General features: G+C 68.1%; 18 protein-coding genes. 3 read left to right on the forward strand and 15 right to left on the reverse strand.

Translation table 11 applies throughout. From position 1 onward, the window contains the following. Positions 1–49 precede the first annotated feature (49 nt). The 8 genes from AB4Z10_RS20915 to phnG all read right to left on the reverse strand — a co-directional run bounded on the left by AB4Z10_RS20915 (position 50) and on the right by phnG (position 6798). Positions 50–745 (reverse strand): DUF1045 domain-containing protein, encoded by a 696-nt coding sequence (locus AB4Z10_RS20915; protein ID WP_441472310.1) that lies wholly within the window; start codon positions 743–745, stop codon positions 50–52. Next, positions 742–1881 (reverse strand): alpha-D-ribose 1-methylphosphonate 5-triphosphate diphosphatase, encoded by a 1140-nt coding sequence (locus AB4Z10_RS20920; protein WP_441472311.1) that lies wholly within the window; start codon positions 1879–1881, stop codon positions 742–744. The genes AB4Z10_RS20915 and AB4Z10_RS20920 overlap by 4 nt, the downstream gene beginning before the upstream one ends. 2 nt (positions 1882–1883) lie before the next feature. Beyond that, positions 1884–2579 carry a phosphonate C-P lyase system protein PhnL gene (gene phnL / locus AB4Z10_RS20925; RefSeq protein WP_441472312.1) on the reverse strand — a complete coding sequence of 232 codons (696 nt, stop codon included), beginning with the start codon at positions 2577–2579 and terminating at the stop codon, positions 1884–1886. A 161-nt stretch (positions 2580–2740) separates the two neighbouring features. Beyond that, positions 2741–3547 carry a phosphonate C-P lyase system protein PhnK gene (gene phnK / locus AB4Z10_RS20930; protein ID WP_441472313.1) on the reverse strand — a complete coding sequence of 269 codons (807 nt, stop codon included), beginning with the start codon at positions 3545–3547 and terminating at the stop codon, positions 2741–2743. After that, positions 3544–4566 (reverse strand): alpha-D-ribose 1-methylphosphonate 5-phosphate C-P-lyase PhnJ, encoded by a 1023-nt coding sequence (locus AB4Z10_RS20935; protein ID WP_441472314.1) that lies wholly within the window; start codon positions 4564–4566, stop codon positions 3544–3546. Before AB4Z10_RS20935 ends, phnK begins: the two co-directional genes overlap by 4 nt. Next, entirely contained in the window at positions 4563–5765 is a 1203-nt protein-coding gene (locus AB4Z10_RS20940) for a carbon-phosphorus lyase complex subunit (protein WP_441472315.1), read from the reverse strand. Before AB4Z10_RS20940 ends, AB4Z10_RS20935 begins: the two co-directional genes overlap by 4 nt. Next, on the reverse strand, positions 5765–6367 hold the full coding sequence (phnH, locus tag AB4Z10_RS20945) for a phosphonate C-P lyase system protein PhnH (protein ID WP_441472316.1): 603 nt from the start codon (positions 6365–6367) through the stop codon (positions 5765–5767). The genes AB4Z10_RS20940 and phnH overlap by 1 nt, the downstream gene beginning before the upstream one ends. Further along, the gene (gene phnG / locus AB4Z10_RS20950; protein ID WP_441472317.1) at positions 6367–6798 is read right to left on the reverse strand and encodes a phosphonate C-P lyase system protein PhnG; all 432 of its coding nucleotides are present in this window, start codon (positions 6796–6798) and stop codon (positions 6367–6369) included. The genes phnH and phnG overlap by 1 nt, the downstream gene beginning before the upstream one ends. Before the next feature lie 88 nt (positions 6799–6886). Here phnG and phnF point away from each other — a divergent pair, with 88 nt between their 5' ends. Further along, positions 6887–7630 carry a phosphonate metabolism transcriptional regulator PhnF gene (gene phnF, locus AB4Z10_RS20955; RefSeq protein WP_441472318.1) on the forward strand — a complete coding sequence of 248 codons (744 nt, stop codon included), beginning with the start codon at positions 6887–6889 and terminating at the stop codon, positions 7628–7630. Between the two features lie 114 nt (positions 7631–7744). Here phnF and phnE (AB4Z10_RS20960) read toward each other — a convergent pair whose 3' ends face one another. The 5 genes from phnE (AB4Z10_RS20960) to AB4Z10_RS20980 form a co-directional block, all read right to left on the reverse strand. Then, positions 7745–8599 (reverse strand): phosphonate ABC transporter, permease protein PhnE, encoded by an 855-nt coding sequence (phnE, locus tag AB4Z10_RS20960; RefSeq protein ID WP_441472319.1) that lies wholly within the window; start codon positions 8597–8599, stop codon positions 7745–7747. Continuing rightward, positions 8596–9477, reverse strand: a complete 882-nt coding sequence (gene phnE, locus AB4Z10_RS20965; protein ID WP_441472320.1) for a phosphonate ABC transporter, permease protein PhnE — start codon at positions 9475–9477, stop codon at positions 8596–8598. Before phnE (AB4Z10_RS20965) ends, phnE (AB4Z10_RS20960) begins: the two co-directional genes overlap by 4 nt. A gap of 150 nt (positions 9478–9627) precedes the next feature. Further along, positions 9628–10542 carry a phosphonate ABC transporter substrate-binding protein gene (phnD, locus tag AB4Z10_RS20970; RefSeq protein WP_441472321.1) on the reverse strand — a complete coding sequence of 305 codons (915 nt, stop codon included), beginning with the start codon at positions 10540–10542 and terminating at the stop codon, positions 9628–9630. Between the two features lie 77 nt (positions 10543–10619). Continuing rightward, positions 10620–11438 (reverse strand): phosphonate ABC transporter ATP-binding protein, encoded by an 819-nt coding sequence (gene phnC / locus AB4Z10_RS20975; protein WP_441472322.1) that lies wholly within the window; start codon positions 11436–11438, stop codon positions 10620–10622. A gap of 156 nt (positions 11439–11594) precedes the next feature. Beyond that, positions 11595–12287: a TetR/AcrR family transcriptional regulator gene (locus tag AB4Z10_RS20980; RefSeq protein ID WP_441472323.1), complete on the reverse strand. Its 693-nt coding sequence runs from the start codon at positions 12285–12287 to the stop codon at positions 11595–11597. Between the two features lie 152 nt (positions 12288–12439). Here AB4Z10_RS20980 and AB4Z10_RS20985 point away from each other — a divergent pair, with 152 nt between their 5' ends. After that, positions 12440–13519, forward strand: a complete 1080-nt coding sequence (locus AB4Z10_RS20985) for an efflux RND transporter periplasmic adaptor subunit (RefSeq protein WP_441472324.1) — start codon at positions 12440–12442, stop codon at positions 13517–13519. Further along, complete coding sequence (locus AB4Z10_RS20990) at positions 13519–16605, forward strand: efflux RND transporter permease subunit (RefSeq protein ID WP_441472325.1); 3087 nt, start codon at positions 13519–13521, stop codon at positions 16603–16605. The genes AB4Z10_RS20985 and AB4Z10_RS20990 overlap by 1 nt, the downstream gene beginning before the upstream one ends. Positions 16606–17114: 509 nt before the next feature. Here the strand turns inward: AB4Z10_RS20990 and pbpC are convergent. Next, a complete protein-coding gene (gene pbpC / locus AB4Z10_RS20995; RefSeq protein WP_441472326.1) occupies positions 17115–19409 on the reverse strand; it encodes a penicillin-binding protein 1C in 2295 nt (764 codons plus the stop codon). Between the two features lie 74 nt (positions 19410–19483). After that, entirely contained in the window at positions 19484–24757 is a 5274-nt protein-coding gene (locus AB4Z10_RS21000) for an alpha-2-macroglobulin family protein (RefSeq protein ID WP_441472327.1), read from the reverse strand. Between the last annotated feature and the right edge of the window lie 173 nt (positions 24758–24930).

Raw genomic sequence — 24930 nt, forward strand, 5'->3', positions numbered from 1 at the left:
GCAATGACGGGGAAACGGCATGGCAGAGCGACATGGCGAGACGAGCGCCTCAGCCGAACGGGTAGGAATCGATCAGGCGGAAGCGGCCGGCGCGGCCGTCCTGCTTGAACAGGGCGAAACGGTCGAGCTTGACCGGTCCGGCCGGAAGGGTCTGCGCATAGGCGGCTTCCAGCGCCTGCTTGACGGGTGCCGCGTGCTCGCCTGGCAGGGAGCCCGTCAGCGTCATGTGGAAGCGGAAGGCGTCGCCCACATAAGGATAGCCATAGGCTTCGAGATAGGCGTGCTGCGCAGGGGTGAGCGGGCTCTTCAGGCGTCGCGCCCGGTCCGCTTCCTCAAGCGGCGCGCGGAAAGGCTCGAAGGCCTGCACCAGCGTGAAGGCGAAGCGCTGCAGCTCCTCGCTCGGCTCGGACGGCGTCAGTGCGACGAAGGAGCCGAGCGCCGTGACGCTCAGGCCCGCCAGCGTCACGCCCTCGCGGCCGGCCGCATAGTTGCGGGCGAAGGCGCGCAGCTGCTCCTCGCTGCGGCCGTCGGCGAGTTCGAAGGGCGCCTTCAGCGTGGCGTGAAAGCCGTAGCGGCGCGGCTCCTCGGTGAAGGCCGGCCACCGCACCGGATCGCAGCCGGGCGGAACGGCAAAGGTCAGCTCCTCGCCGGTGAGCGCGTCATAGCCGAGCGTCGTGCTGCCGAAGCGCCAGAGGGGGCTTTCGGCAGCGGGCGCGTAATAGACGGCGTAGCGCGGCTTGCTCAAAATGCGCGCTCGCCCTTCGACCAGACCGTACCGATGACCGGCGTGGCGCCGAGCACCTTGAAGCGGACGAGATCGGCGCGCAGCCCGGTCTCGAGGTGGCCGCGATCCCCGAGGCCGAGGATGTCGGCGACCTTCCAGGTCACCATGCCCATCGCCTCCGGCAGCGCGATGCCGTGCTCGGCATTGAGCCTGACGACGGCCTGCAGCAAGCTCGCCGGAACATAGTCCGAGGAGAGGCCGTCGAGCAGGCCCTTCTCGGCGAGTTCCGAGACCGAGACGCCGCCGGAATGCGAGCCGCCGCGCACGACGTTGGGCGCACCCGCGACGGTGGCGAGGCCGTGCTTCTTGGCGGCTGCGGCCGCTTCGATCGTGGTCGGGAACTCGGAGATCACGGCGCCCGAGGCGACGCCTTCCTCGACATGCTCGGGAATCGTGTCGTCATGGGTGGCGAGCGGGATGCCGCGCGACCGGAAGACGTCGACGACGGCGGCCCAGTTCTTCGCGACATTGGCGGCGCCTTCGCGCTGGCGCACGACCACGTCCTCCTCGAACTCCTGGACCGTCTTGCCGTTGCCGACCGCATAGGTCTTGAGATGTTCGAGGTTGCGCCACTGGCGCTGGCCGGGCGTGTGGTCCATCAGCGATACCAGCTGGACCAGCTCGTCGTCCTGATAGGGGGCGATGTCTTCCAGCAGCTGCGGGCTCGTCAGCTCGCAGCGCATATGGATGCGGTGGTCGATGCGGAAGACGTTCTCGCTCTTGCCGTAGGCCAGCGACTTCATCACGTCGGCGAAGATGTCCTTGCGATAGTCCTTGGCCGAGAAGGGCGTGCCGGCGCAGACGGCGTCGTAGACGGTAGTGACGCCGGCCGCGGCCATCTGCGCGTCATGGACGAGCGCTGCCGCGAGCCCGTTCGGCCAGAAGACCTTCGGGCGCGGCATGAAGTGCTTTTCCATGTTGTCGGTGTGCATCTCGACGAGGCCGGGCGCGACGTAGTCGCCGCCGACGTCGATGGCGCCCGGCAGCGAGGATTTGCCCTGATCGACTGCCGTGATGCCGGTCCCGTCGAAGGCGATGGTGCCGGTGACGACCTCGTTCTCGAGGATGAGCTTGGCATTGGTGAGAACGGTTTGCATCGTCAGGCCTTCCGGAAAGCGGTGATGTCGAGATAGCGCGTCGCGACGCGTTCGCGAACCGCCTCGTCATGGAAAATGCCGACGATGGCGGAGCCGGCGGCGCGCGCCTCGGCGATGAGGTCGACGACGACATCGCGGTTGGCGGCGTCGAGCGAGGCGGTGGGCTCGTCGATCAGCATGATCGCGGAGGGGTCGACGAAGGAGCGGGCGATGTTGACGCGCTGCTGCTCGCCGCCGGAGAAGGTGGCCGGCGCGAGGTTCCAGAGCCGCTCCGGCAGGTTCAGCCGGGCGAGCATGGCCTTGGCGCGCTCGGTCGCGGTCTCCGGCGTGGCGCCGCGCGCCAGCAGCGGGTCGCGGACGATGTCGAGCGTCGAGACGCGCGGGATCACCCGCAGGAACTGCGAAACGAAGCCGAGCGTGCGGCGGCGGATGTCGAGCACGGTGCGCGGCACGGCGGCGACGATGTCGACGGGCCGGCCGCCATGGGTGATGCGGATCGCGCCGCTCGTCGGCCTGTAATTGCCGTAGAGGATACGCAGCAGGCTCGACTTGCCGGCACCGGACGCGCCGGCCAGCACCAGCGCCTCGCCGGCCTCGACATGGAAATTGACGTTGTCGAAAACGGGCAGCCGCGCTCCGCCCTGGTTGTGCAGGGTGAAGGTCTTGGCGACGTTCTCGACCTGAATCATCGTGGTCATGGGGTCAGTGCCTTGTGCCGGCGAGGTGACGAGGGTGTGACGGGCGAGGGCTCGTCATGCTCGGGCTTGACCCGAGCATCTCAGGAAAGAGGGGCGCCCGTTCCTGCATGAGATTCTCGGGTCTGCGCTGCGCTCCGCCCGAGAATGACGCTCTACCTTCCTCACACACTCATCACCGCCGAGGTGAGAAGCTGCGTATAGGCGTGGTGCGGATCGTCGAGGACCTGGTCGGTCAGGCCCTGCTCGACGACGTGGCCGTCCTTCATCACCATCAAACGGTCGGTCAGGAGACGCGCGACGGCGAGGTCATGCGTGACGATGATCGCGGCGAGGCCGAGATCGCGCACCAGCACGCGCAAGAGGTCGAGCAGGCGGGCCTGCACGGAGACATCGAGGCCACCGGTCGGCTCGTCCATGAAGACGAGGCGCGGTTCCGAGACCAGCACGCGGGCGATCTGCAGGCGCTGCTGCATGCCGCCGGAGAACTGGCGCGGCCGGTCGTCGATGCGGGCGCCTGCGATCTCGACGCGCTGGAGCCAGTCGAGCGCGCGCTCGCGGATCTGTCCGTAATGCCGGTCGCCGCGATCCATCAGGCGCTCGCCGACATTGCCGCCTGCGGTGACATCCATGCGCAGCCCGTCGCGCGGGTTCTGATGGACGATGCCCCAGGCCGTGCGCATCAGGCGGCGGCGCTCCTGTTCGGAGACCGAGTAGATGTCGAGCGGCTCGCTGCCGCCGCGGAACAGCACTTCGCCCGCGTCGGGCTTGTCGATGCCGGCGAGGCAGCGCAGCAGGGTCGACTTGCCCGAGCCGGATTCGCCGACGATGCCGAGCACCTCGCCCGGCCAGAGGTCGAATGAGACGTCGGCGCAGCCGATGCGCTCGCCATAGAAGCGGCTGACATTGGCGACCGAGAGCAGGGGCGCTGGCTCGAGGTCGGCTTCGCGGAGCGGAATATGGATGGTCATTGGGCGTCTCCCTGCCCGTCATTGCGAGCGGAGCGAAGCAATCCGGTATCGTAGCGCTCTACGTTCCCCTGGATTGCTTCGTCGGCTTCGCCGCCTCGCAATGACGGCTGATCGACCAGGCCACTCGCGGCCGCATCGCCCAGCATCGTGCCGCGATGGCCTTCCGCCCGGCGGGTCTCGCAGTAATGGCTGTCGGAGCAGACGAACATGCGCCCGCCCTGGTCGTCGATCACGACCTCGTCGAGATAGCTGTCGCCCGCGTCGCAGAGCCCACAGGGCTGGGTCCAGCTCTGGATGCGGAAGGGATGATCCTCGAAATCGAGGCTGCGCACGCTGGTATAGGGCGGCAGCGCGTAGATGCGCTTCTCGCGGCCGGCGCCGAACAACTGGAGCGCGGGCGACATATGCATCTTCGGGTTGTCGAATTTCGGGATCGGTGAGGGCGCCATCACGTAGCGGCCGTTGACCATGACCGGATAGTCATAGGTCTTGGTGATCTCGCCATAGCGGGCAATGTCCTCGTAGAGCTTGACCTGCATCAGCCCGTATTCGGCCCAGGCGTGCATCTTGCGGGTCTCGGCCTCGCGCGGCTCCAGTCGGCGCAGCGGCTCCGGCGTCGGCACCTGATAGACCATGACCTGCCCGGCCTTGAGCGGCGCCTCCGGGATGCGGTGGCGGGTCTGGATGATCGTCGCTTCCTCCGTCACCTCGCTGGTGCGGGCGTCGGCCGTACGCTCGAAGAACTTGCGGATCGAGACGGCGTTGGTGGTGTCGTCGGCGCCCTGGTCGATCACCTTCAGCGTATCGGCCGGGCCAATGATCGCGGCGGTGATCTGGATGCCGCCCGTGCCCCAGCCGCGGGCCAGCGGCATCTCGCGTGAGCCGAACGGCACCTGATAGCCGGGCACCGCGACGGCCTTGAGCAGCGCACGGCGGATCATCCGCTTGGTCTGCTCGTCGAGATAGGCATAGTTATAAGCCGGCTTTGCATCGTCCGCCGGCATCTGATGGATGGTCATTCCGCAGCCTCCGGCATCGTATCAGGCTCTTTGGCTTCCTGTTCCCGTGCAAGCCGCTCCTCGCGCTCCCGGCGGATGCGGCGGATCAGTTCGAGCTCGCCCTGGAAATCGACATAGTGCGGCAGCTTGAGATGCTCGACGAAGCCGGCCGCCTCGACATTGTCGGCATGGTAGAGGACGAACTCGTCCTGCTGTGCCGGATAGTTGGCGGCTTCGCCGAAATCGCGCGCCTTCAAGGCACGGTCGACCAGCGACATCGACATCGCCTTGCGCTCGCTATGGCCGAAGACGAGGCCGTAGCCGCGCGTGAACTGCGGCGGCACTTCCTTCGAGCCCTGGAACTGGTTGACCATCTGGCATTCGGTCAGCGTGACGTCGCCGAGATCGACCGCGAAGCCGAGCTCCTCCGGCACGAACTCGACCGCGACCTCGCCGACGCGGACTTCGCCGACGAAGGGATGCGAGCCGCCGAAACCGCGCTGCACGGAGTAGCCGAGGCCGAGCAGGAAGCCCTCGTCGCCGCGCGCCATGGATTGCAAGCGCACGTCGCGATCGGCCGGGAAGGAGACGGGGTCACGGGTGAGATCGAAGGGGCGCGGATCGCCCTCCGGCGGTACTTCCGCCTCCATCAGCCCTTCTGCGCCGAGGATGTCGGGCACGCGCGGCATGCGAGCGTCGAGCGGGGCTTTCAGACCGTCATGCTCGGGCTTGACCCGAGCATCTCCCGACACGGAGGCTCCGGCGCCTTCCCGTCCCGAGATGGCCCGGTCGAGCCCGGCCATCTCGGCAGGGGAGTCCATCAGCGCGAAGTCGAACAGCCGATGCGTGTAGTCATAGGTCGGCCCGAGCACCTGCCCGCCGGGCAGATCCTTATAGGTGGCGGAGACGCGGCGGCGGATCGCCATCGCGGCGGTGTCGAGCGGCTCGGAAGAGCCGAAGCGCGGCAGCGTCGTGCGATAGGCGCGCATCAGGAAGGCGGCCTCGATCACGTCGCCCTGCGACTGCTTCAGCGCGAGAGCAGCGAGGTCCTGATCGTAGAGCGAACCTTCGTTCATGACGCGGGCGCAGGCCAGCGCTTGCTGCTCGCGGATCTGGGCGACGCTGATTTCCGGCACGGCCGGGTCGCCGCGGCGGGCTTCGGCGACGAGATCATGCGTGGCGAGGATGGCGGCCTCGCCGCCTTTGACGGCAACATACATCAGCGAACCTCCTCGATTTGCGTCGAGCGCGGCAGGCCGATCAGGCCCTCGCCATGCGCGAGCAGGACATCGACGCCGAGCGGGTAGAGCGCGCCGTTCTCGCGCAGCTCTTCTACGAAGCCGGGGCGCAGGCCCTGCGGCGCGATATCGCGCGAGCCGAGGATGCCGGGGCCGGCGAGCGTGATGGCGGGGCCGCCTTCCAGCGCCGCGACCTGCACGATCACGGTGGTCGAGCGATCCGGGAACTGGTCGGTGCCGAGATTGAAGGCGGAGAGGCTGGGCTCGCCCGCCGCGCCGTCGATCACGGCGAAGGCGGCTTTCGCGGGATCGTCGACCAGCGCCACGCCGCAATGGAAACGCAGCCAGGCGCCGGCCGCGCCGTTGCGCAGGGCTTCCGACAGCCAGACCGGCGTCTCGTAGTCGGCGAGCGCCAGCAGCGCTGTGGCCGTCGCGGTCGCCAGGCCTTCCGGCGGCGTGATCTCGGCCGCCACGCGCTGCAGCGTGCCAGGCTCGGAGAGGGCGGCGAGCAGTGCACGGAAGGCGGCCTGTGACTGGAAGACCGGTTCGGAGAAGCCGGGTGCGATCATGCCCTGTGCCGACATCACGAGCCCCGCACCAGCGTGAAGAAGTCGACCTTGGTCGCCGCGGCCTTCCGCGAGGCGAGGTCGCGGGCCGATGCCTGCTGCGCGGCGAGCGTGGCGACGTCCCGATGCAGATCGCTGCCCTCGGCCTCGTCCTGGAGGCGGGCGTCGAGCAGGGCGGCGAGCCTTGCCTTCCGGCCGTCGCGACCGAGTGCATAGGAGAAGCCCATCCGTCCATTGTACAGGCGCACGACGCAGCGCGTCACGGTCGCCTCGCCCAGGTTGAAACGGCGCCCGGCGCCGCCGGCGCGGCCCTCGACCATCACGGTGCCGGTTTCCGGCGCCTTCAGCACGTCATGGTTGGGTGGATCGCCGAGCAGGCTTTCGATCTCGGCGCGGGAGGCGCGCGCCAGCGTCGCCATCCAGCTTTGTCTCGGGGTCTTCTGGCTCATCGGCGCGGGCTCGCTGGTCAGTTCCGAATGTCTAGACTATGCTAGGGGAGTTGATGACAAAGGTCTATACTTTTCGGATGAAATTTTGATGACGGACGCAGCACTCGCGGAAAAGGATGGCGGTACGGCCTGGCGACGCATCGCCGACGAACTGGCGGAGGCGATCACGCGTGGCGAGTACAAGCTCGGCGATACGCTGCCGGCCTCGGTCGCGCTGGCCGAGCGCTATGGCGTGCATCGCCACACGGTGCGGCAGGCGTTCCGCCATCTCGCCGAGCAGGGGCTGGTGACGGTTTCGCGCGGCCGCGGCACGCAGGTGACGGCGCCGCGCCTGCCCTATCCGATCGGCCGGCGCGTCAGCATGCGCACCAATATGGGCAGGCTCGGCATCACCGGCACCAGCCGCATGCTCTCGGCCGAGGTGGTCGTCGGCGAGACAGCGGCTTGCACTGCGCTCAAGCTGAAGACCGGGACGCCGCTCTGGTGCGTGCGCGGCGTGAGCCTTGCCGACGGCGTGCCGATGGGCACGGGCACGCATTGGCTCTCGGTCGAGCGCTTTCCCGATTTCGACAAGGCTTATCGCGCGGCGGCCGGTTCGATCACGGCTGCCTTCAAGATCTATGGCATCACGGATTATGTCCGCCTGTCGACGCGCCTGACGGCGCGGCTCGCCGATGAGCGCGAGGCGGAATTGCTCGAGATCGCGCCCGAGGCTGCCGTGATGATCTCGACGGCGGTCGATGCGCTGCCGGACCTGACGCCGGTGCATCTCGTCGCGAGCGTCTTCGCCGCCGAGCGCGTGGAAATGGTGATCGAGCCGTTCGGGGATTGAAGGGCTCCGTCATGCTCGGGCTTGACCCGAGCATCTCAGGACGATTGGGCGCCTCTTCCGGCGAGAGATTCTCGGGTCTTCGCTTCGCTGCGCCCGAGAAGGACGGCAGGGGTTTCACCTCGCCCGCTTGCCGATGATGGCGAAGCGCAGCTTGCTTGACAGGAAGTCGATGGCCGAGACTGCGGCCAGGACCAGCAGGATCAGGAAGGAAACCTGCTGCCATTCCAGCGTCCGGATCGTCTCGGCGAGATAGAGGCCGATGCCGCCGGCGCCGACGATGCCGATGATCGTCGAGGATCGGGTGTTCGACTCGATGAAATAGAGCACCTGGCTCGCGATCACCGGCAGCACCTGCGGCAGCAGGCCGAAGCGGATCTCATGCGCCTTCCCGCCGCCGACGGAGGCGACGCCCTCGACCGCCTTGCGGTCGGCCGCCTCGATCGCCTCCGAATAGAGCTTGCCGAACGCGCCGAGATCGCTGGTCATGATCGCGAGCATGCCCGCGAAGGGGCCGAGGCCCACGACGTTCACCCAGATCAGCGCCCAGATCAGGGCATCGACGCCGCGCACCGTGTCGAGCGAGCGCCGCGCAAGGAAGTGCACCACGCGGTTGGCGACGACGTTGCGGGCCGCGAGGAAGCCGAAGGGCAAAGCGAGCGTCGCCGCCAGAACGGTGCCGAGAAAGGCGATGGCGATCGTCTCGAACAGCGCCTGCACGAAGATCAGCGCGCGGGTCCAGGAACCGGGATTGGGCGGCAGCATCAGGGCGACGAAGGAGCCGAGATTGCCGAGCCCGGCGAGTATCTTCCAGAGCGAGGTCTCGAGCGTCGTCAGCCCGTAGAGGAAGAGGCCGAGCAGGGCGACGATGGTGCCGATCGTGGCGAGCTTCGTCTTGAGCGAGCCGCGGATCGCAGCCTGGTGGCGGGTGAGGATATCGGCGCGCTCGGCCGTGGTGAAGGCGAGGCTCATCGGCCATGCTCCAGGCTGAGGAGGGCGTGGCGCAGCCGCTCGGTGCCGTAGTCGATCAGCATCACCGTGACGATGATGAGCAGCAGGATGGCGCTGACGTCGGTGAAGTAGAATTTGCGGATGGCCTCGATCAGGTCCTGGCCGATGCCGCCGGCGCCGACGAAGCCCATGATCGAGGCGCCGCGGACATTGATCTCGAAGCGCAGCAGCGCATAGCTGGCGAAGTTCGAGAGCACCTGCGGCACGACGGCGAAGCGCACGATCTGCCACCAGCTGCCGCCGCCGGCGGTGACGCCGTCGACCGGCTTCAGGTCGATATTCTCGACCACCTCGGAGAAGAGCTTGCCGAGCGCGCCCATGGTGTGGATGGCGATGGCGAGCACGCCGGGCAGCGGGCCGAGCCCGAAGGCGATGACGAAGATCAGCGCGAAGACGATCTCGGGAACGGTGCGGCAGAATTCGAGATAGCGGCGGACCGCGAAGCGCAGCCAGGCGGACCGGCCGAGATTGGCAGCCGCGGCGAAGCAGAACAGGAAGGCGCCGACGGCGCCAAGCACGGTGCCGACATAGGCGATCAGGATGGTCTGCCAGAGCAGCTTCAGCCAGCCCTTCAGACCCCAGTACCACTCGGCGAGGTCGGCGCCGAGGCTGGAGAGGCGCAGCGTCGGCAGCGTCTCGAAGATGTATTTCGGGAAGCGGTGGATGTTCTCGGCGAACTTGGCGAGATCGACTTCCGAGCCCCGCGCTGCGAGCAGGACGCAGACGATGAACACGGCGGCGCCGATCAAGGCCTGCCGGCGCTTGGCCACGGCCGCCTGCCGATAGGTCTCGGCATGGGCCCGGATGGCCGGGTCGTTGCGGTCGATCGCGAGGGTCATGAGCGTCCGTTACCGGAGAGGGCGCCAAGTCGCGCCGCAACCGTCATGCTCGCCCTTGTGGCGAGCATCCACGTCTTGAAAGCTGCAAAAGGCAGGGAAGACGTGGATGGTCGGGACAAGCCCGACCATGACGGCGCGCGTGCGTGCTGTTTACGACGACTTCTTCTTCCGCAGGTCGTCGACGAACTTGTTGAGCTCGATGATCGGGTCGTAGGCCTTGTTGTCGACGGCGACGAGCGGGCCCTGCTTGCCTTCATAGATCTTGTCGAAGGCGGCCTTGTCCTTGGTGGCGAGGTTCAGCACCGCGTCGCGGATCTTCGCCTTGAGGTCATCAGGCAGGTCCGTGAGGTAGGCCATCGGCGAGTTCACGATCTGCTCGGACTTGTAGATGATCCGGAAGTCGTCGGCCTTGACCATGTTCTTGCGGGCCATGCGCTGCAGGTTGGATTCCTGCTCGTCGTTCCACCAGTTGGCGGCGATGTCGACGGTGCCCTGCTGCAGCGCGATGACCGCGTTCTCGTGGCTGCCGGTGTAGACGACCTTGGAGAAGAAGGTTTCCGGCTCGATCTTCATCTGGTTGAGGACGAAGCGCGGCACGTTGTTGCCAGAGGTGGAGTTCGGATCGACGAGGCCGAGATTCTTGCCCTTGAGGTCCTCGACCTTCTGGTAGGGCGAGTCCTTCTTCACGTAGAAGACCGAATGATAGCCCTTGGTGCCGTCGAGATTGGTCTCGATCGCGAAGGCGTCGACCTTGGCGCCGGTCATGCGGGCGCGGGCGAAGGAAGCCGGGCCGTACATGCCGATATGGATGTTGCCGGCGCGCTGGCCCTCGATGATCGCGGCGTAGTCATTGGCGATGCGCAGCGTCACCTTGGTGCCGAGTTCCTTCGCGAGGTAGTTCACGAAGGGGGTGTAGCGCTCGACGACGCCCGAAGCATTCTCTGCCGGGATGATCGCGAAGACGAGCTCCGGATACTTCGCCTTCCAGTCCTGGGCGAAGGCCGGGGCAGCGGCGGCCGCGAGGCCGGCGGCAGCGAGCTTGAGGGTATGGCGACGGGTCAGCATTGGGTCTGCTCCTGGTTGCTGTCGGGCTGGTCTTCTCGCAGCGGCGGCCTCCGGCCGCGCCGGCGATCCTTCGCTTGTCAGGCGATCTTCTGGCGCGCGCGCTTCGCTTCGGAGGCGGCGATGGCGTCGAGCGCATCCAGCGCCTCGGCGCCGGCATCCTTGGCCTCGATGCCGTAGAGTTCGGCCGCGACCTCGCGGGTCAGCGCCTGCGGCACGTCGTCGAACACCACCTTGCCGGCCGACATGCCGATCAGCCGGTCGCAATACTTCGCAGCGATGTCGAGGTCGTGCAGGTTGCACATCACGGTGATGCCGTCCTCGCGATTGATGCGGAACAGCGCGTCCATGACGACCTGGGTGTTGCGCGGGTCGAGCGAGGCAATCGGCTCGTCAGCGAGGATGATGCGCGGCTCCTGGACGAGCGCGCGGGCGATGGCGACGCGCTGCTGCTGGCCGCCGGACAGGGTCTCGGCGCGCTGTGCCAACAGATGCCCCATATCGAGACGCTCGAGCGCCGCAATGGCGCGGATCTTGTCGTCTTCCGAGAAGCTCTTGACCAGGGTCAGGGCGGCGGAGCGGTGGTTCAGGCGCCCGAGCAGCACATTGGTCAGCACGTCCAAGCGGCCGACGAGGTTGAACTGCTGGAAGATCATCGCCGTGTCACGGCGCCAGCGCCGCAGCGAGGCCCCCTTCAGCGCCGTGACCTCCTGCTCCTCGCAGGCGATCCGGCCGGAGGTTGGCTCGGCCAGCCGATTCAGCATGCGCAGCAGGGTTGATTTGCCGGCTCCGGACCTGCCGATCACGCCAACCATCTCTCCCTTCGGGATCGACAGCGAGACATTGTCGACAGCGTTCTTGTCGCCAAAGCGCTTGGTCAGACCTTCGATACGCAGCATGTGGTGGGTTCTCGCGCACGATGCGGGCATGAGCGCAGCCCCGTCCGGCCCAAGCCGGGGGGGCAACGCGTCTCCATGGCGACGAGAGCTAGCGGCCGCTGATGACAGCGGCGTGACAGTGGCCGAAAGCGCGGTTGGGCGGCCCCGAAGGCCTTGTCAGAGCGAGTTCAGCAGCGCATCGACGCAGGCGCGCACATAGGCTTTCCGTTGGGCGGCCGGCATCGGCTTGACCCCGAGAAGGCCGCGCAATTGATGCAGGCCGCGCAGCATGCCGACGAACTGCTCGGCGAGGAGATCAGCTTCGGCGAGGCCGAGCGGGCGGGCGACGCCGTCGCCGACGCGTGACCGTTCGATGAGCAGCGTCACGATCGCGGCGCTCATTCTCTTGGCGCCAGCCTCATAGGCGACGCGGCCGAGCTCGGGAAAGCGCGGCGAGGCGCTGACCACCAGCCGGTGCAGATCGAGGGAGGCCGGGCGCAGCATGAGCTTGAGCATGTCCTCGCCCAGGCGCACCAGGGCGCTGCGCAGATCGGCGGCGGGCGACGCCTGCTCGAGCGGCAGAGTCAACGTTTCCGTGAGGCCGRCACAAATCGCCTTGAACAGCGCTTCCTTATCGGCGAAATGGCTGTAGATCGTCTGTTTCGAAACACCGGCCCGATGGGCGATCTGGTCGAGGCTCGCGCGTTCGAACCCCTCCGCGAGGAAGGTTTCGGCGGCAGCGCGGGTGATGGCGTCGTGCTTGTCGGGGCGCGCGCGTTCGGCGGAAGGGGATTTGGCCGGGTTCGTTTCGGTCTGGTTGGAGTCGAGCAGGCGGGTCTTGGTGCCGTTTCGCCGGAGGGGTTTCGGCACGGGTCTTGCCTCGGCGTCTGCCGGTTCGTTGAGAGAGGTCGCCCGGTGACGGCGGAGAGGGGTATCAGCCATGCTCCCCCGCGCAGGTGGCCTCTTATCAAACTAGACTGTCCAGTCTAAGATAGTCGCGCGGTATCGGAGCGTCCAGTCTTATGAAGCGGTTTGTTCTCCTCGTCGTGGTCGCGGCGCTCGCCGGCGGCGGCTCTTACGCCTACCGCAACCAGCGTGCCGGCACGCAGCAGGCCCAGGCCAGCGCCGTTTCCGGGCCGCGCGCCGTGCCGGTGGAGGTGGCTTCCGTCGAGACGATGACCGTCAACGAGGAGGTCGAGGCTCTCGGCACGCTCGCCGCGGATGAATCCGTGATCATCGCTTCCGAAATCGCCGGCCGCGTCGTCGCTCTCGGCTTCAAGGAGGGCGAGCGGGTCAAGGCCGGTCAGGATCTGGTTAAGCTCGATACCGCCATCCTCGATGCCGAGCTGAAGCAGGCGCTGGCCGATCTCGGGCTGGCGCGCGACACCAACGAGCGGCTGAGGGCGCTGGTGCAGCGCGGCTCGGGCACGCAGGTCGCGCTCGACGAGTCGACGGCGCGGCTCGCCTCCAGCGAGGCGCGCGTCCAGCTTGCCAAGGCCAAGCTCGCGCAATCGACCATCGTCGCGCCGTTCAGCGGCGTCGTCGGCCTGCGCTCGGTCGGCATCGGCGATTATGTCTCCGTCGGCAAGCCGCTGATCGTGCTGACCAGCATCGACCCGATCAAGGTCGATTTCCGGGTGCCGGAGATTTATCTGAGCCGCGTCAAGGTCGGCCAGCCCGTCCAGGTGCGCGTCGATGCCGTTCCGGACCGGACTTTCACGGGCCAGATCTTCGCGATCGACCCGGTCGTCGACGTCAACGGCCGCGCGATCCGCCTGCGCGCCAACGTTCCGAACGGCGACCTCGCCCTGAAGCCCGGCCTTTTCGCCCGGCTGTCGATCACGGTCGACCAGCGCGAGAACGCCATGATCATCCCCGAGATGGCGGTGGTCCCGGACGGTGTCGGCAAGATGATCTACGTGGCGGAGAACGGCAAGGCGCGCCGCGTCGCGGTCGAGCTCGGCAAGCGGCTGCCCGGCAAGGTCGAGGTGGTCAGCGGGCTGAAGCCCGGCATGCAGATCATCACCGCCGGTCAGATGCGGCTGCGTGACGGCAGCACCATCTCCATCAAGGAAAAGCCTGTCCAGACGAGCCAGCTCTGATGAGCCTCTTCGAACTCTTCGTCCGCAGGCCCGTCCTCTCGACGGTGCTGAGCCTGCTGGTGATGCTGATCGGCATCGTCTGCTATGGCCGCCTGACCGTCCGCGAGTATCCGAATATCGACGAGCCGATCGTCTCGGTGCAGACGATCTATCGCGGTGCCTCGGCCGAGATCATCGAGACCCAGGTCACGCAGATCCTGGAGAACTCGATCGCCGGCATCGAGGGCATCGAGATCATCTCCTCGGCCAGCCGCCAGGAACGCAGCCAGATCTCGGTGCGCTTCCGGCCGGACATCGACCCCGATGTCGCCGCGTCGGACGTGCGCGACCGCGTCAGCCGTGTGCGCGGGCGCATGCCGGAAGAGATCGACGAACCGATCATCGCCAAGGTCGAGGCGGATTCGCAGCCGGTCCTCTATCTGTCTCTGACCAGCACGCGGCATAGCCCGCTCGAGCTGACCGACTTTGCCGATCGCTTCATCGCCGAGCGCGTCCAGAACATCACGGGCGTCGCCGAGGTCCGCATCCTCGGCCAGCGGCAATATGCGATGCGCATCTGGCTCGATCGCTCGCGCCTCTCGGCCTATGACGTGACCGTCCAGCAGATCGAGGCGGCGGTTCGCGCCCAGAACATCGAGATTCCGTCGGGCCGGATCGAGAGCAGCGACCGCGAGTTCACCGTGCTGTCGCAGACCGGCTTGGTCACGCCGGAGCAGTTCCGCGAGATCGTGGTGAAGGATGCCGCCGGCTTCCCGATCAAGCTGAAGGATCTCGCGCGCGTCGAGCTCGGCGCGCTCGAGGAGCGCAACGCGGCCTGGTTCAAGGGCTCGCCCTCGGTGACGGTCGGCATCGTCAAGCAGGCGACCGCGAACCCGCTCGACGTCTCGTCCGGCGTGCGCGCCGCCCTGCCGGGGATCATCGAGGATCTGCCCGACGGCATGTCGATCGCGGTCTCCTACGACAGCTCGATCTTCATCGACCGCTCGATCAAGGCGGTGTTCCAGACGATCATCGAGGCGATCGTCCTCGTCGTCCTCATTATCTTCGTCTTCCTGCGCTCGCTCAGGGCGACGCTGATTCCGCTGGTGACGATCCCCGTCTCGCTGATCGGCTCCTTCGCGCTGATGTATGCGTTCGGCTTCACCGTCAACACGCTGACGCTGCTCTCGATGGTGCTCGCCATCGGCCTCGTCGTCGACGACGCCATCGTGGTGCTGGAGAACGTCCACCGCCATATCGAGGACGGCCTGGAGCCGACCAAGGCGGCGATCCGCGGCATCAACGAGATCGCCTTCGCGGTGGTGGCGATGACGCTGACGCTGGTGGCGGTCTATGCGCCGATGGCGTTCTCGACCGGCCGCACCGGCAAGCTCTTCATCGAGTTCGCGCTCACGCTCGCCGGCGCGGTCTTGGTCTCGGGCTTCGTCGCGCTGACGCTGACGCCGATGATGTGCGCCAAGCTCCTGCGCCACCACGACAAGCATAGCTGGCTGTACAACGTGCTGGAGCGTGGCTTCCAGGGGCTGTCGCGGGGCTACAAGGCTTCGCTGCGCGCCGCCCTGACGGTGCGCCCGCTCATCGTCCTGCTCGCGGTCGGCGTCGCCGGCGGCGGCTATTACTTCTTCACGCATCTGCGCGCGGAGCTGGCGCCGGTCGAGGATCGCGGCACGATCAACGTGATCGGCGTCGCGCCGGAAGGGGCGACCATGTCCTTCACGGCGAGCTACGCCCGGCGGGTCGAGGAGTATTTCAGCAAGCTCCAGGAGGTGGATACCTATCTCGTCATCGTCGGCTTCCCCGACGTGACCCGTGCCATCGCCATTGCCCGGCTCAAGCCCTGGGAGGAGCGCGAGCGCAAGCAGCAGGATCTCGTCGCCGACATTACCCGCGAGCTCGGACAGATCCCCGGCATCCGCCTCTTCGCCAACAACCCGCCCTCGCTCGGCCAGGGCAACGCCAACAGCAAGCCGGTGGAGTTCGTGCTGCGCTCTTCGGAGAGCTATGCGCAGCTCAAGAGCTATGTCGATCAGCTGATGCGGGAGGTCGCCGACTCTCCGGCGCTCTCGAACGTCGAGACGAACCTGATTCTCGACAAGCCGCAGATCCGGGTCACGATCGACCGGCAGCGCGCTGCCGACCTCGGCGTCGGCGTCGATGTCATCGGCCGCACCATGGAGACGCTGCTCGGAGGGCGCCAGGTCACGCGCTTCAACATGAACAGCAAGCAGTACGACGTGATGCTGCAGGTCGCCGGTTCGGAGCGCAACACGCCGCAGGCGCTGCAATCGATCTATCTGATGGGCCGCAGCGGCGCCGTGGTGCAGCTGTCGAGCCTGGTCAGGATCGAGGAGACCGTCGCGCCCAAGGAGCTGGTCCGCTTCAACCAGCTGCGCTCGGCCACGATCACGGCGCTGCCGGCGCCCGGCTACTCGCTCGGCGACGCGCTCAAGGTGCTGGAGGATGCGACGGCCCGCGTGTTGCCGTCCTCGGTCCAGGTCGATTATTCCGGCCAGAGCCGCGAGTTCAAGCAGTCGGGCGCGAGCATCTTCCTCGTCTTCCTGCTGGCGCTCGGCTTCATCTATCTGGTGCTGGCGGCGCAGTTCGAGAGCTTCGTCGATCCGATCGTGATCATGGTCTCGGTGCCGCTCTCGCTCACGGGCGCGCTCGCCGCGCTCTACTACACGGGCGGGACGATGAACGTGTACAGCCAGATCGGCCTGATCACGCTGGTCGGCCTGATCACCAAGCACGGCATCCTGATCCTGGAGTTCACCAACCAGCTGCGCGAGGAGGGCAAGGAGATGATCGACGCCCTCGTGGAGGCGGCGGAGCTGCGCCTGCGGCCGATCCTGATGACCACGGGCGCGATGGTGCTCGGCGCGGTGCCGCTCGCCATCGCCCATGGCGCGGGCGCGGAAAGCCGCTCGCAGATCGGCTGGGTCATCGTCGGCGGCATGACCTTCGGCACGCTGCTGACGCTCTATGTGGTGCCGGTCGCCTACAGCTACCTGGCCCGCAAGGTCCACGGCTCGCGCCACGGCGCGCATGACGAGGCGCACGGGGCGCACCCGCATCCGGCGGAGTAGGGCACCTACGTCATTCTCGGGCGAAGCGTAGCGGAGGCCCGGGAATCGCCGGACGTGACGGCGCAGGAGCCTCTTTCGGCATGAGATGCTCGGGTCAAGCCCGGGCATGACGCTCCCGATTGCAGGCAAACTTATCCCCGCTGCTCCGCCCCATGCCTATTCTCCCCGCGTCCCTTCCGACCGGGGGCTTCGCGAGGCATCGCAGGCCGGAGGGGATTGCGGGTTTCGCGCGCGCCGGACCGTTGCGGGTCCGTCAGGCGCGGAGGTGCCGACTTCGCACAGGCCGAACAGGCAGGCCTCCGCCCTCGCCGGGCGTCCAAGCGAAGCGGACCCCCAGATACCCGTGCGCGGAGCCGGGCAGCGCGAGGTCGTCGCTGTTCGACACCATCGACATCGACTCGACATCGGCACGCAGCCGTCGACTGCGAACGCCGCCAGGCTCCGCGCATCCCCGGATGCTCACAAGCCAGAAACCCCGCAGGCGCGCCTGGACGGGGCTTTCGGCGCGCTTACTGCAGCCTGATGGACACGCTCTCGCTCGCGCCGGTGCCGTCGATCACGGAAATCCGCATGAAGCCCTTGCCGGGTGGCTGCCACTGCGTTTCGCGCCGGCGCTGGGGTTCCGTCACCGGCGTGCCGTCGACCAGCCAGGTATAGGGCGGCGAGCCGCCGGCGGCCTTGAGGTTGAGCTGGCCCTTGCCGTCGAGGGCGGCGGCGGACAGGTCGATGCGCGCGCCGTCCGGCGGGAAGGCGAGCTTGAGCGTCGGCGTCGTCATCGCCGTCACGGTTTTGGGCACGTCCTGCCTGAGATGCCGGAGCGGCGGCGGCAGATGGCCGGTGCTGGCGATGATCGCATCCGCCGGCTGCGGGAAGGGACGCGGGTCGATGCCGAGCCGCGCGAAGGCGTCGAACAGGATCGGTGCCGCGACGGTGCGTCCGACGAGGCCGGGCACGGCGCCGTTGTCGGCCCTGCCGACCCAGACGCCCATCGTGTGCTTGCGGTCGAAGCCGACAGCCCAGGCGTCGCGATAGCCATAGGAGGTGCCGGTCTTGTAGGCGATGCGTCCGGGCACCGCGTTGAGCGGGGGCGGCGCGCCGAGCAGGGTGTCGGCGACGTACCAGGCCGCGACGGGGTCGACGAGGCGAGCTCCGCCATGCGAGCCCTGATCCTGAGGAGCAAGGCGTGAGCCTTGCGTCTCGAAGGATGCTCCGGAGGGCGCTGGAACATCCTTCGAGACGCCGCGGAGTTCATCCTTGGGCCGGCCAAAGGCCGGACCCGAGGGCGGCTCCTCAGGATGAGGGCCGAGGGAAGTGGCGGATGCGGCCCGGAAGCGCAGCGGCACCAGCTCGCCGCCGCGGGCCAGCCCGACATAGGCGCGGGTCAGGTCCTGCAGGGTGATGCCGAGCCCGCCGAGGCCGACGGCGAGGCCGGGGGCGCCGCTGTCCTTGGGCATGGCGATGGCGATGCCGGCATCGCGCAGCCGCGAGAGGAAGCGTTGCGGGCCGAGCGCCGAAAGCAGCTCGACGGCTGGCACGTTGAGCGAGAGCTGCAAGGCTTTGCGCGCGCTGACCATGCCCTGGAAGGTCATGTCGAAGTTCTCGGGGATATAGATGCCGTAACGTGCCGGCCTGTCCTCCAGCATCGTCTCGGGATGGGCGATGCCGTTGTCGAAGGCGAGCGCGTAGATGAACGGCTTGAGCGCCGAGCCGGGCGAGCGCAGCGCCCGCGTCAGATCGAGGGAGCCGGCCCGCTCCGCCGCGAAATAGTCGACGCCGCCGACCGAGGCGCGGATTTCGCCGGTGTCGTTGTCGACGGCAAGGATCGCGATCGAGACCTGCGGCGCCAGCCCCAGGCTGCGCTCGCGGGCGAGACCTTCGAGCGACGCCTGCAGCCGCGCGTCGAGCGAGAGCTTCTGGACGCGCTCGGTCGGGGCCTCCGCCACGGCCTGCTCGGCGATATGGGGGCTGAGATTCGGGAACGGGCGGCGCGCGGTCGGGATCGGTTCGGCGCGGGCGGTGGCAACCTCGTCGCGGGTGGCTAAGCCCGCCTGCTCGACCCGTTCCAGCACGCGTTCACGCGCTTTGCGGGCGGCCTCGGTGAAGCGGTCCGGCCGGCGCGTCTCCGGCGATTGCGGCAGGGCGACGAGGAGGGCGGCCTCGGCCGTCGAGAGCCGCTTCGGCTCCTTGCCGAAATAGGCGAAGCTCGCGGCGCGCACGCCTTCGAGATTGCCGCCGAAGGGCGCGAGCGTGAGGTAGAGGTCGAGAATGCCAGCCTTGTCGAAGCGCCGCTCCAGCTCGATGGCGCGCACGGCCTGCCGAAGCTTGGCCGCGAGCGTGCGGTCCTCGCGCGGCTCCAGCAGGCGTGCGACCTGCATGGTCAGCGTCGAGCCGCCCGAGACGATGCGGCCATTCGCCAGCATCTGGCCGGCGGCGCGCAGCAGCCCGAGCGGGTCGATGCCGCGATGATCGTCGAAGCGCTTGTCCTCGAAGGCCTTGAGCATGGCGAGGTAGCGCGGGTCCACGTCCTCGGAGGTGACAGGCAGCTTCCAGCGCCCGTCATTGGTGAGGAAGGGGCGGAGCAGCTTGCCTTCGCGGTCGAGCACCACGGTCGAACGATCGGCTGCGGCCGAGAGGTCGAGCGGGGGCAGCGAGCGGGCGTAGAGGATGAGGGCAGCGGCGCCCGTCATTGCGAGGAGCGCCACCGACGAAGCAATCCAGCGCGCCGCCCTGCCGCCCCCGGATCGCTTCGCTGCGCTCGCGATGACGGGAATGTCAGCCGTCATGCTCGGGCTTGACCCGAGCATCTCCTGATCGAGATTTTCGGGTCTGCGCTTCGCTTCGCCCGAGAATAACGGGCGGTCTGGTCCGGGGCCGGTCATCACCGCGCCGAACTGATCTCCACCGTGCCGAAGCCCGTGCGGCCGAAGCGGTCCGGCCGGTACATGTCTTCGATCACGGCGGCGGGCGAGACGTAGCGGCCGGGCGAGACCGCTCGCGCGATATAGGCGACGGTGTAGGAGAGCTTGTCGCCCTTCGAGCCCGAGCGCTCGAAGGCCGCGACATAGCGGTCGTCGCGCGCTTCGGTATGCACCGGCGAGACCTCCTGCTTCAGCCAGTCGAGCCCGGCGACCGAGGCGCCCTCCGTCAGGTTGGCGTTCTCGATCTCCAGCCCGGCCGGGACGGGATCGACCAGCAGCAGCCGGCCATAGCGCGGCGCGCCTTCCGTCACGGTCAGCGCCACGACATAGCGCTCGTTCTGGCGCAGGCGCGCGGGATCGGCCCGCTCGCCCTTCATCGTGTAGATCACGCGCTCCAGCCCGAAACCCTGGTTCAGCGCTGGCTCGGGCGCGGTCGGGATGCCCGCCACGGTGATGACGGCCTGTGCGCTGGCCGCGCCGGGATTGGCGATGGTGAGCGGCTTCGCCTCCAGTGCCCCGGCGGGAATCGTGCGGTAGAGGGCGCCCTTGCGGGCCGCGCCGTCGACGGTCAGCGTCATGCCCTCGGCGTCCTTGGCCATGGCCTGCGCCGCCAGCACCATCCACATCTGCTCCTGCGTCGAGGTGTAGCTGTAGCGGGCGCTGTTGCGGGTGGCGTCGAGGATCGAGACCGCGCGCGTGATGTCGGCGCGCTCGCCATTCGACTCGGCGATCAGCGCGAGCACGCCGGCGCCGTCGCGCAGGCGCGAGCCGTAATCGGGCCGCGACAGCCCGTCATCGCCTGCCTGCTGCAGCAGTGCGAGCGCGCTGCCGAAGGCGGCGCGGCCGCGCCCGCGATCGCCCAGCGCCGAGAGCGCGGCGCCGATCTGGGCGCGGGCGAGCGGCGTCGCGAAATCCCCGAGCTTGTTGTCGGCGAGATAGCGCAAATCGCCCATCACCGGCCGGCCGTTGCGGGCGAGCACATAGAGCGCATAGGCGATGCCGGCCGCCTCTTCCTTGTTGATCTCGCTGGTGTTGACGACCTGGTTGCGCAGGCGGTCGAGCGCGAGATTGAAGGCGATCTGCGGCACGGCGAACTGCTTCTCGCGGGCGCGCGTCAGGAAGTCCGCGACGAAGGCGTCGAGCCAGAGATCGTCGCCGCCGACGCCCCAGAGCCCGAAGGAGCCGTTGCCGCCCTGGCGGGCCAGCACGCGCTCGATCGCGTTGACGACGCGCTCGTCGGCCTTGTCGTCGAGCGCGAGCTGTTCCAGCGAGGCGAGCTGGTTGACCGCGAGCAGCGGTAGCGCGCGCGAGACGGTCTGCTCGGTGCAGCCATAGGGGTAGCGGTCGAGCGCTTTGAGCAAAGCGGGCACATCGAGCGAACCGAAGGGCGAGACGCTCACCGAGACCTGGCCGGAATTCGGCACGAGATCGGCCAGCAGGTCGGAAGAGACCGTGATCGCCCCGCCATTGCCGGGGATCGCGCGGACGACGCGGCGTGCGATGGTCGCAGCCGAGGGCTGCACGCGTACCGCGAGGTTCTGCACCGTGCCGATGCCGTTCGGCCCGCTGACCCGGACGTCGAACTCGGCGCGGCCGAGGCCCGCGGCGGTGACCGGGATCGTCATCTGCGTCTTGGCGCCGGCGCCGAGCTGCATGGTGCGGCGGGTGGCGTCGGCTGCGACGAGCACCGGGCCCTTCACGTCGAGATCGACGGTATAGGCGCCGGCGGGTCCCTCGACATTGTCGACCTGGAGATGGAAGCGCGACTGGTCGCCGATGGCGAGGAAGCGCGGCAGCGTCGCCTGCGCGACGATCTGGTCGCGCACGATCACGTCGGCGCTGGCCTGGCCGGTGCGGCCGGCCGACCAGGCGACGCCCATGACGCGGACCGAGCCGTTGAAGGCGGGCATGTCGAAATCGATCTTCGCCGTGCCGTCGGCCCCGACCTTGACCACGCCGGAATAGCGGGCGAGCGGCTCCTGCGTCGGCTTCTCGCCCTCGAGCTGCGGCGCAGCGTCGCCGCCGGTGCGGATCGCGCCGCGGGTGCCCTGCATGCCGTCGATCAGATAGCCGTAAAGATCCCGCAACTCATGGCCGAGCTGGCGCTGGCCGAAGAAGAACTTGCTCGGGTCCGGGCTCTCGTAGCGGGTGAGGTTGAGGATGCCGATATCGACGGCGGCCAGCGTGACGAAGGCATCCTCGCCCGGCTTCATGCCGGTCACTTTGACCGGCAGCGACAGCGTCGAGAGCGGGCGCACCAGCTGCGGGGCGCCGAGATCGACAGACAGCGTGCGCTGTTCCTTGCCGATCTGGAACCAGGCGAGGCCGATGGCGCGGCCGGGCAGGCGCTTGGCAGCGGTGTCCATCGGGCGATGGGCGAGCACGACGAGATAGGCGCTCGCACCCCATTCCGCCTTCACCGGGATCGAGGCGGTGGTGCCGCCATCAGTGATGTCGATGGTGCGGATATCCGCCACCTTGTCGGTGACGACGGCGAGTGTCGCCTTGCCGCCGAAGCGCGGCGAGAGGCGGACCTGAAGGCTCTCGCCATCGGCATAGGCGGCCTTGTCGAGCGCGACGTCGAGCACATCCGGCGTATCCGCCGTCTTGTCGCTCTCATAGCCGACGCTGAAGGAGACCGAGGTCTCGGCCGCCTCGTTGCCGTCGGAGGTCACGTCGAGCCGGTAATTGCCCCACTCGACCGGCGCGGCGATCTTGGCGCCGGCAGCTTCCGCCACCGCGATCTCGCCATCGGCGACGCGGCGGGTGGTCTTGATGCCCTCGTAGTTCCAGCGCCCGTCCTGGAAGAACCACTGGTAGTTGCGGCGTACCTTCGAGAGCACCCATTTCACATTCGCCCGGCTGATGCGCTTGCCGTCGCCGGTGGCCATGATGACTTCGAAATTTGCGGTCTGGCCGTTGCCGAGATCGCCGTCCCTGAACAGCTTCTTGACGCCGATGGCGGCGCCCTTGGGCACGATCGGCAGGGTGACGGAGCGGGCGATGGCGCGCCCGCCGGGCTCGCCGACGCGCACGGTCATCTCGACCTCGAGCGGGCGGTTGGTGTCGGGCTGCTGGACGGGGTTGGTGATCACCGCCTTGCCGGCGGCGTCCGTCTTGGCGCTCTCCTCGAACTCGCTCTGGACCGGCTCGAACGCCTCGTCGGTCAGGCCGACCTGATAGTCCTTGAAGCCGGGGATGGCGCTCGCCCCCGCCGCGCGGATCGTCATCGAGCCGGTGACGTCTAGCTCGGAACCCGGCGCGCCGTAGAGATAGCGCGCGGCGACGTTGAGCTCCGCCGGCTCGCCCGCCTGCAGGAGCGGCGTCTTGGGCGAGAGCGTCAGCTCCAGCCGCTCGGGCACATAGTCCTCGACGAGGAAGGAGGTCTCGCCGATCGCCTGCCCCTTCGGGTCGGAATAGGCGAGCACGCGCCAGGTGCCGGTCGCTGCGCCCGAAATCAGCGGGATCGAATGAGCACGCCCGCCGGCGCCCTGGTCCTCGACCTGGCGGCGGCGATACTCGACGCCATCAGGCCGCTTGACGACGATGGTCAGCGGTAGGCCGGTGATAGCGGCGCCCTTGGCGTCGCGCAGCAGGGAGGTGAGATAGACCGTCTCGCCCGAACGGTAGACGCCGCGCTCGGTGTAGAGGAAGGCGTCGAGCCCGCTGGGGGCGACGCGGCCTTTCACGCCACGGTCGGAGAGATCGAACGCGGTCTGCTTCAGGTCGAGGAAGCCGTAATCCTCGGCGAACGAGGCGGTGACGAGGCCGGGTGCATTGCCGCCCTGGCCCTTGGCGAGCCCTGCGTCGAAGCGGGCATAGCCGTTGCCGTCCGTCTTCGCCGTACCCAGCACCTCGTTGTTGCGGGCAATCAGGCGCAGTTCCGCATTGGCGACGGGCTTGGCATCGGCGAGCGAGCGGGCGAGCACATGCACGCCGTCGGCGCCGGTGAAGGAGGTCAGCCCGAGATCGGAAACGACGAACCACTGCGTCGCCCGCGTCGAGCCGTCGTCATAGGAATCGCCGTCGTCGCTGGCAGGCGCTGCCGCCGGCCCGCCCGCGGGCTTGGCGAACATCACATAGACGCCGGGCTTGAGCGCGCCCACGGCCTCGCCGACCGGGAAGGCGGTGACGACGTCCTGGTTGAGCTCGGACTTCACGTCCATCGTGCCGGTCCAGACGCTCTGGCCCTTATCGCCCGAGATCTGCTTTGCGGACCAGGAGCCGAGCTGGCCGAGGAAATCGTCGGAATGGACGGAGTTGATCAGGTTGCGGTCGCCGATCCGCATGACCTCGAGGTCGAGCTTGCCGGTGTTGACCGAGACCACCGGGATTCCCTGCTGGCCGCTGCGCGGCAGCACGTAGTTCTTGCCGGTGAAGCGCACGGAGGGCGTGCGGTCGCGGACATAGATCTCGTAATCGGCCGATTTCAGGAGGGTTTCGTCGGGAATGGCCGAGGGCACGCCCTGGCGGATGACGATGGCATAGCGCTCGCCATGCTTGAGCCCGTCGACGCAGATCTGGCGGTCCTCGGCGCTGACAGCGAAATCGCCCGATCCTTGCGCGTTCCTGCCGCCGGAAATCGCGACATAGGGCGCGAAATCGACGCGGCCGCGCGCCAAGGCTTCCGAGAACTCGAAGCAGGCGCGCGGGCTCGCGGCGTCGGAATCGGTCTTGTTGGAGATCAGACGGAAGCCGCGCTTCTCGCGCAGGCTCTCATAGGCTGTTTGCAGCGAGGCGTTGGCGGCAAGATCGAGGCTGAGGCGATAGGTGGTCAGCGCCGGGCGCCACAACTCGTTCTTTTCGAAGGTCTGGGCGAGCACGCCGAGCGAGGCCGCCTYGTCATTGCGCGTGGTCGCTCGGCTGTAGGCGAGATAGGCCGCGGCGATGGCGCGCTCGCGCAGCTCCCAGCGCTCGCGATAGTCGCGCGGCTCGATCGCGTTGGCGGCGCGCGCCATCAGGCGCCAGCCTGCGGCATTGCCGGCATCCGCGACGATCGCGGCATTGGCCTGGGGCAGCGCGGAGCGGGCATCGCCGCGGGCGAGCGCGATCTCGCCGGCGCGGACGGCGTCAGGGGCAGAACGATTCCCGGCGGCGACCTCGCGCTTCAGCCGCTCCTCCAGTCGCTGCCCGTCGGCGAGCAGGTCGTTGCGAACATAGGCCTTCTGGGCAAAGGCGGGCGCAGCCGAGAAGGTCAGGCAGAGGGCGAGCACGAGACGGGAAAGCAGGGTCATCGTCGTTCCTCTTCGTCGGCCTGTCCGCCAGGATCGGCGGCAAAGGCTTCAGGCCGATGACGGCGTGAGACGGGGCCGGCAGGCTATCACCGCGCCGTCGGCGTTCAAGTCATGCGAATGCAGGTTGCGCCGGCGGGACGCAAGTCGGCACAACTCGTATCGGACCTGCCTTG

The organism is Allobosea sp. RAF48 (genome assembly GCF_052114025.1).
GTDB lineage: Bacteria > Pseudomonadota > Alphaproteobacteria > Rhizobiales > Beijerinckiaceae > Allobosea.

What these genes read in the sequence shown, in the direction of transcription:
- AB4Z10_RS20920 (WP_441472311.1), bottom strand. Translation starts at nt 1,881, where the DNA reads ATGCAAACCGTTCTCACCAATGCCAAGCTCATCCTCGAGAACGAGGTC.
- phnL (WP_441472312.1), bottom strand. Translation starts at nt 2,579, where the DNA reads ATGACCACGATGATTCAGGTCGAGAACGTCGCCAAGACCTTCACCCTG.
- phnK (WP_441472313.1), bottom strand. Translation starts at nt 3,547, where the DNA reads ATGACCATCCATATTCCGCTCCGCGAAGCCGACCTCGAGCCAGCGCCC.
- AB4Z10_RS20935 (WP_441472314.1), bottom strand. Translation starts at nt 4,566, where the DNA reads ATGACCATCCATCAGATGCCGGCGGACGATGCAAAGCCGGCTTATAAC.
- AB4Z10_RS20940 (WP_441472315.1), bottom strand. Translation starts at nt 5,765, where the DNA reads ATGTATGTTGCCGTCAAAGGCGGCGAGGCCGCCATCCTCGCCACGCAT.
- phnH (WP_441472316.1), bottom strand. Translation starts at nt 6,367, where the DNA reads ATGTCGGCACAGGGCATGATCGCACCCGGCTTCTCCGAACCGGTCTTC.
- phnG (WP_441472317.1), bottom strand. Translation starts at nt 6,798, where the DNA reads ATGAGCCAGAAGACCCCGAGACAAAGCTGGATGGCGACGCTGGCGCGC.
- phnF (WP_441472318.1), top strand. Translation starts at nt 6,887, where the DNA reads ATGACGGACGCAGCACTCGCGGAAAAGGATGGCGGTACGGCCTGGCGA.
- phnE (WP_441472319.1), bottom strand. Translation starts at nt 8,599, where the DNA reads ATGAGCCTCGCCTTCACCACGGCCGAGCGCGCCGATATCCTCACCCGC.
- phnE (WP_441472320.1), bottom strand. Translation starts at nt 9,477, where the DNA reads ATGACCCTCGCGATCGACCGCAACGACCCGGCCATCCGGGCCCATGCC.
- phnD (WP_441472321.1), bottom strand. Translation starts at nt 10,542, where the DNA reads ATGCTGACCCGTCGCCATACCCTCAAGCTCGCTGCCGCCGGCCTCGCG.
- phnC (WP_441472322.1), bottom strand. Translation starts at nt 11,438, where the DNA reads ATGCTGCGTATCGAAGGTCTGACCAAGCGCTTTGGCGACAAGAACGCT.
- AB4Z10_RS20985 (WP_441472324.1), top strand. Translation starts at nt 12,440, where the DNA reads ATGAAGCGGTTTGTTCTCCTCGTCGTGGTCGCGGCGCTCGCCGGCGGC.
- AB4Z10_RS20990 (WP_441472325.1), top strand. Translation starts at nt 13,519, where the DNA reads ATGAGCCTCTTCGAACTCTTCGTCCGCAGGCCCGTCCTCTCGACGGTG.
- pbpC (WP_441472326.1), bottom strand. Translation starts at nt 19,409, where the DNA reads ATGCTCGGGTCAAGCCCGAGCATGACGGCTGACATTCCCGTCATCGCG.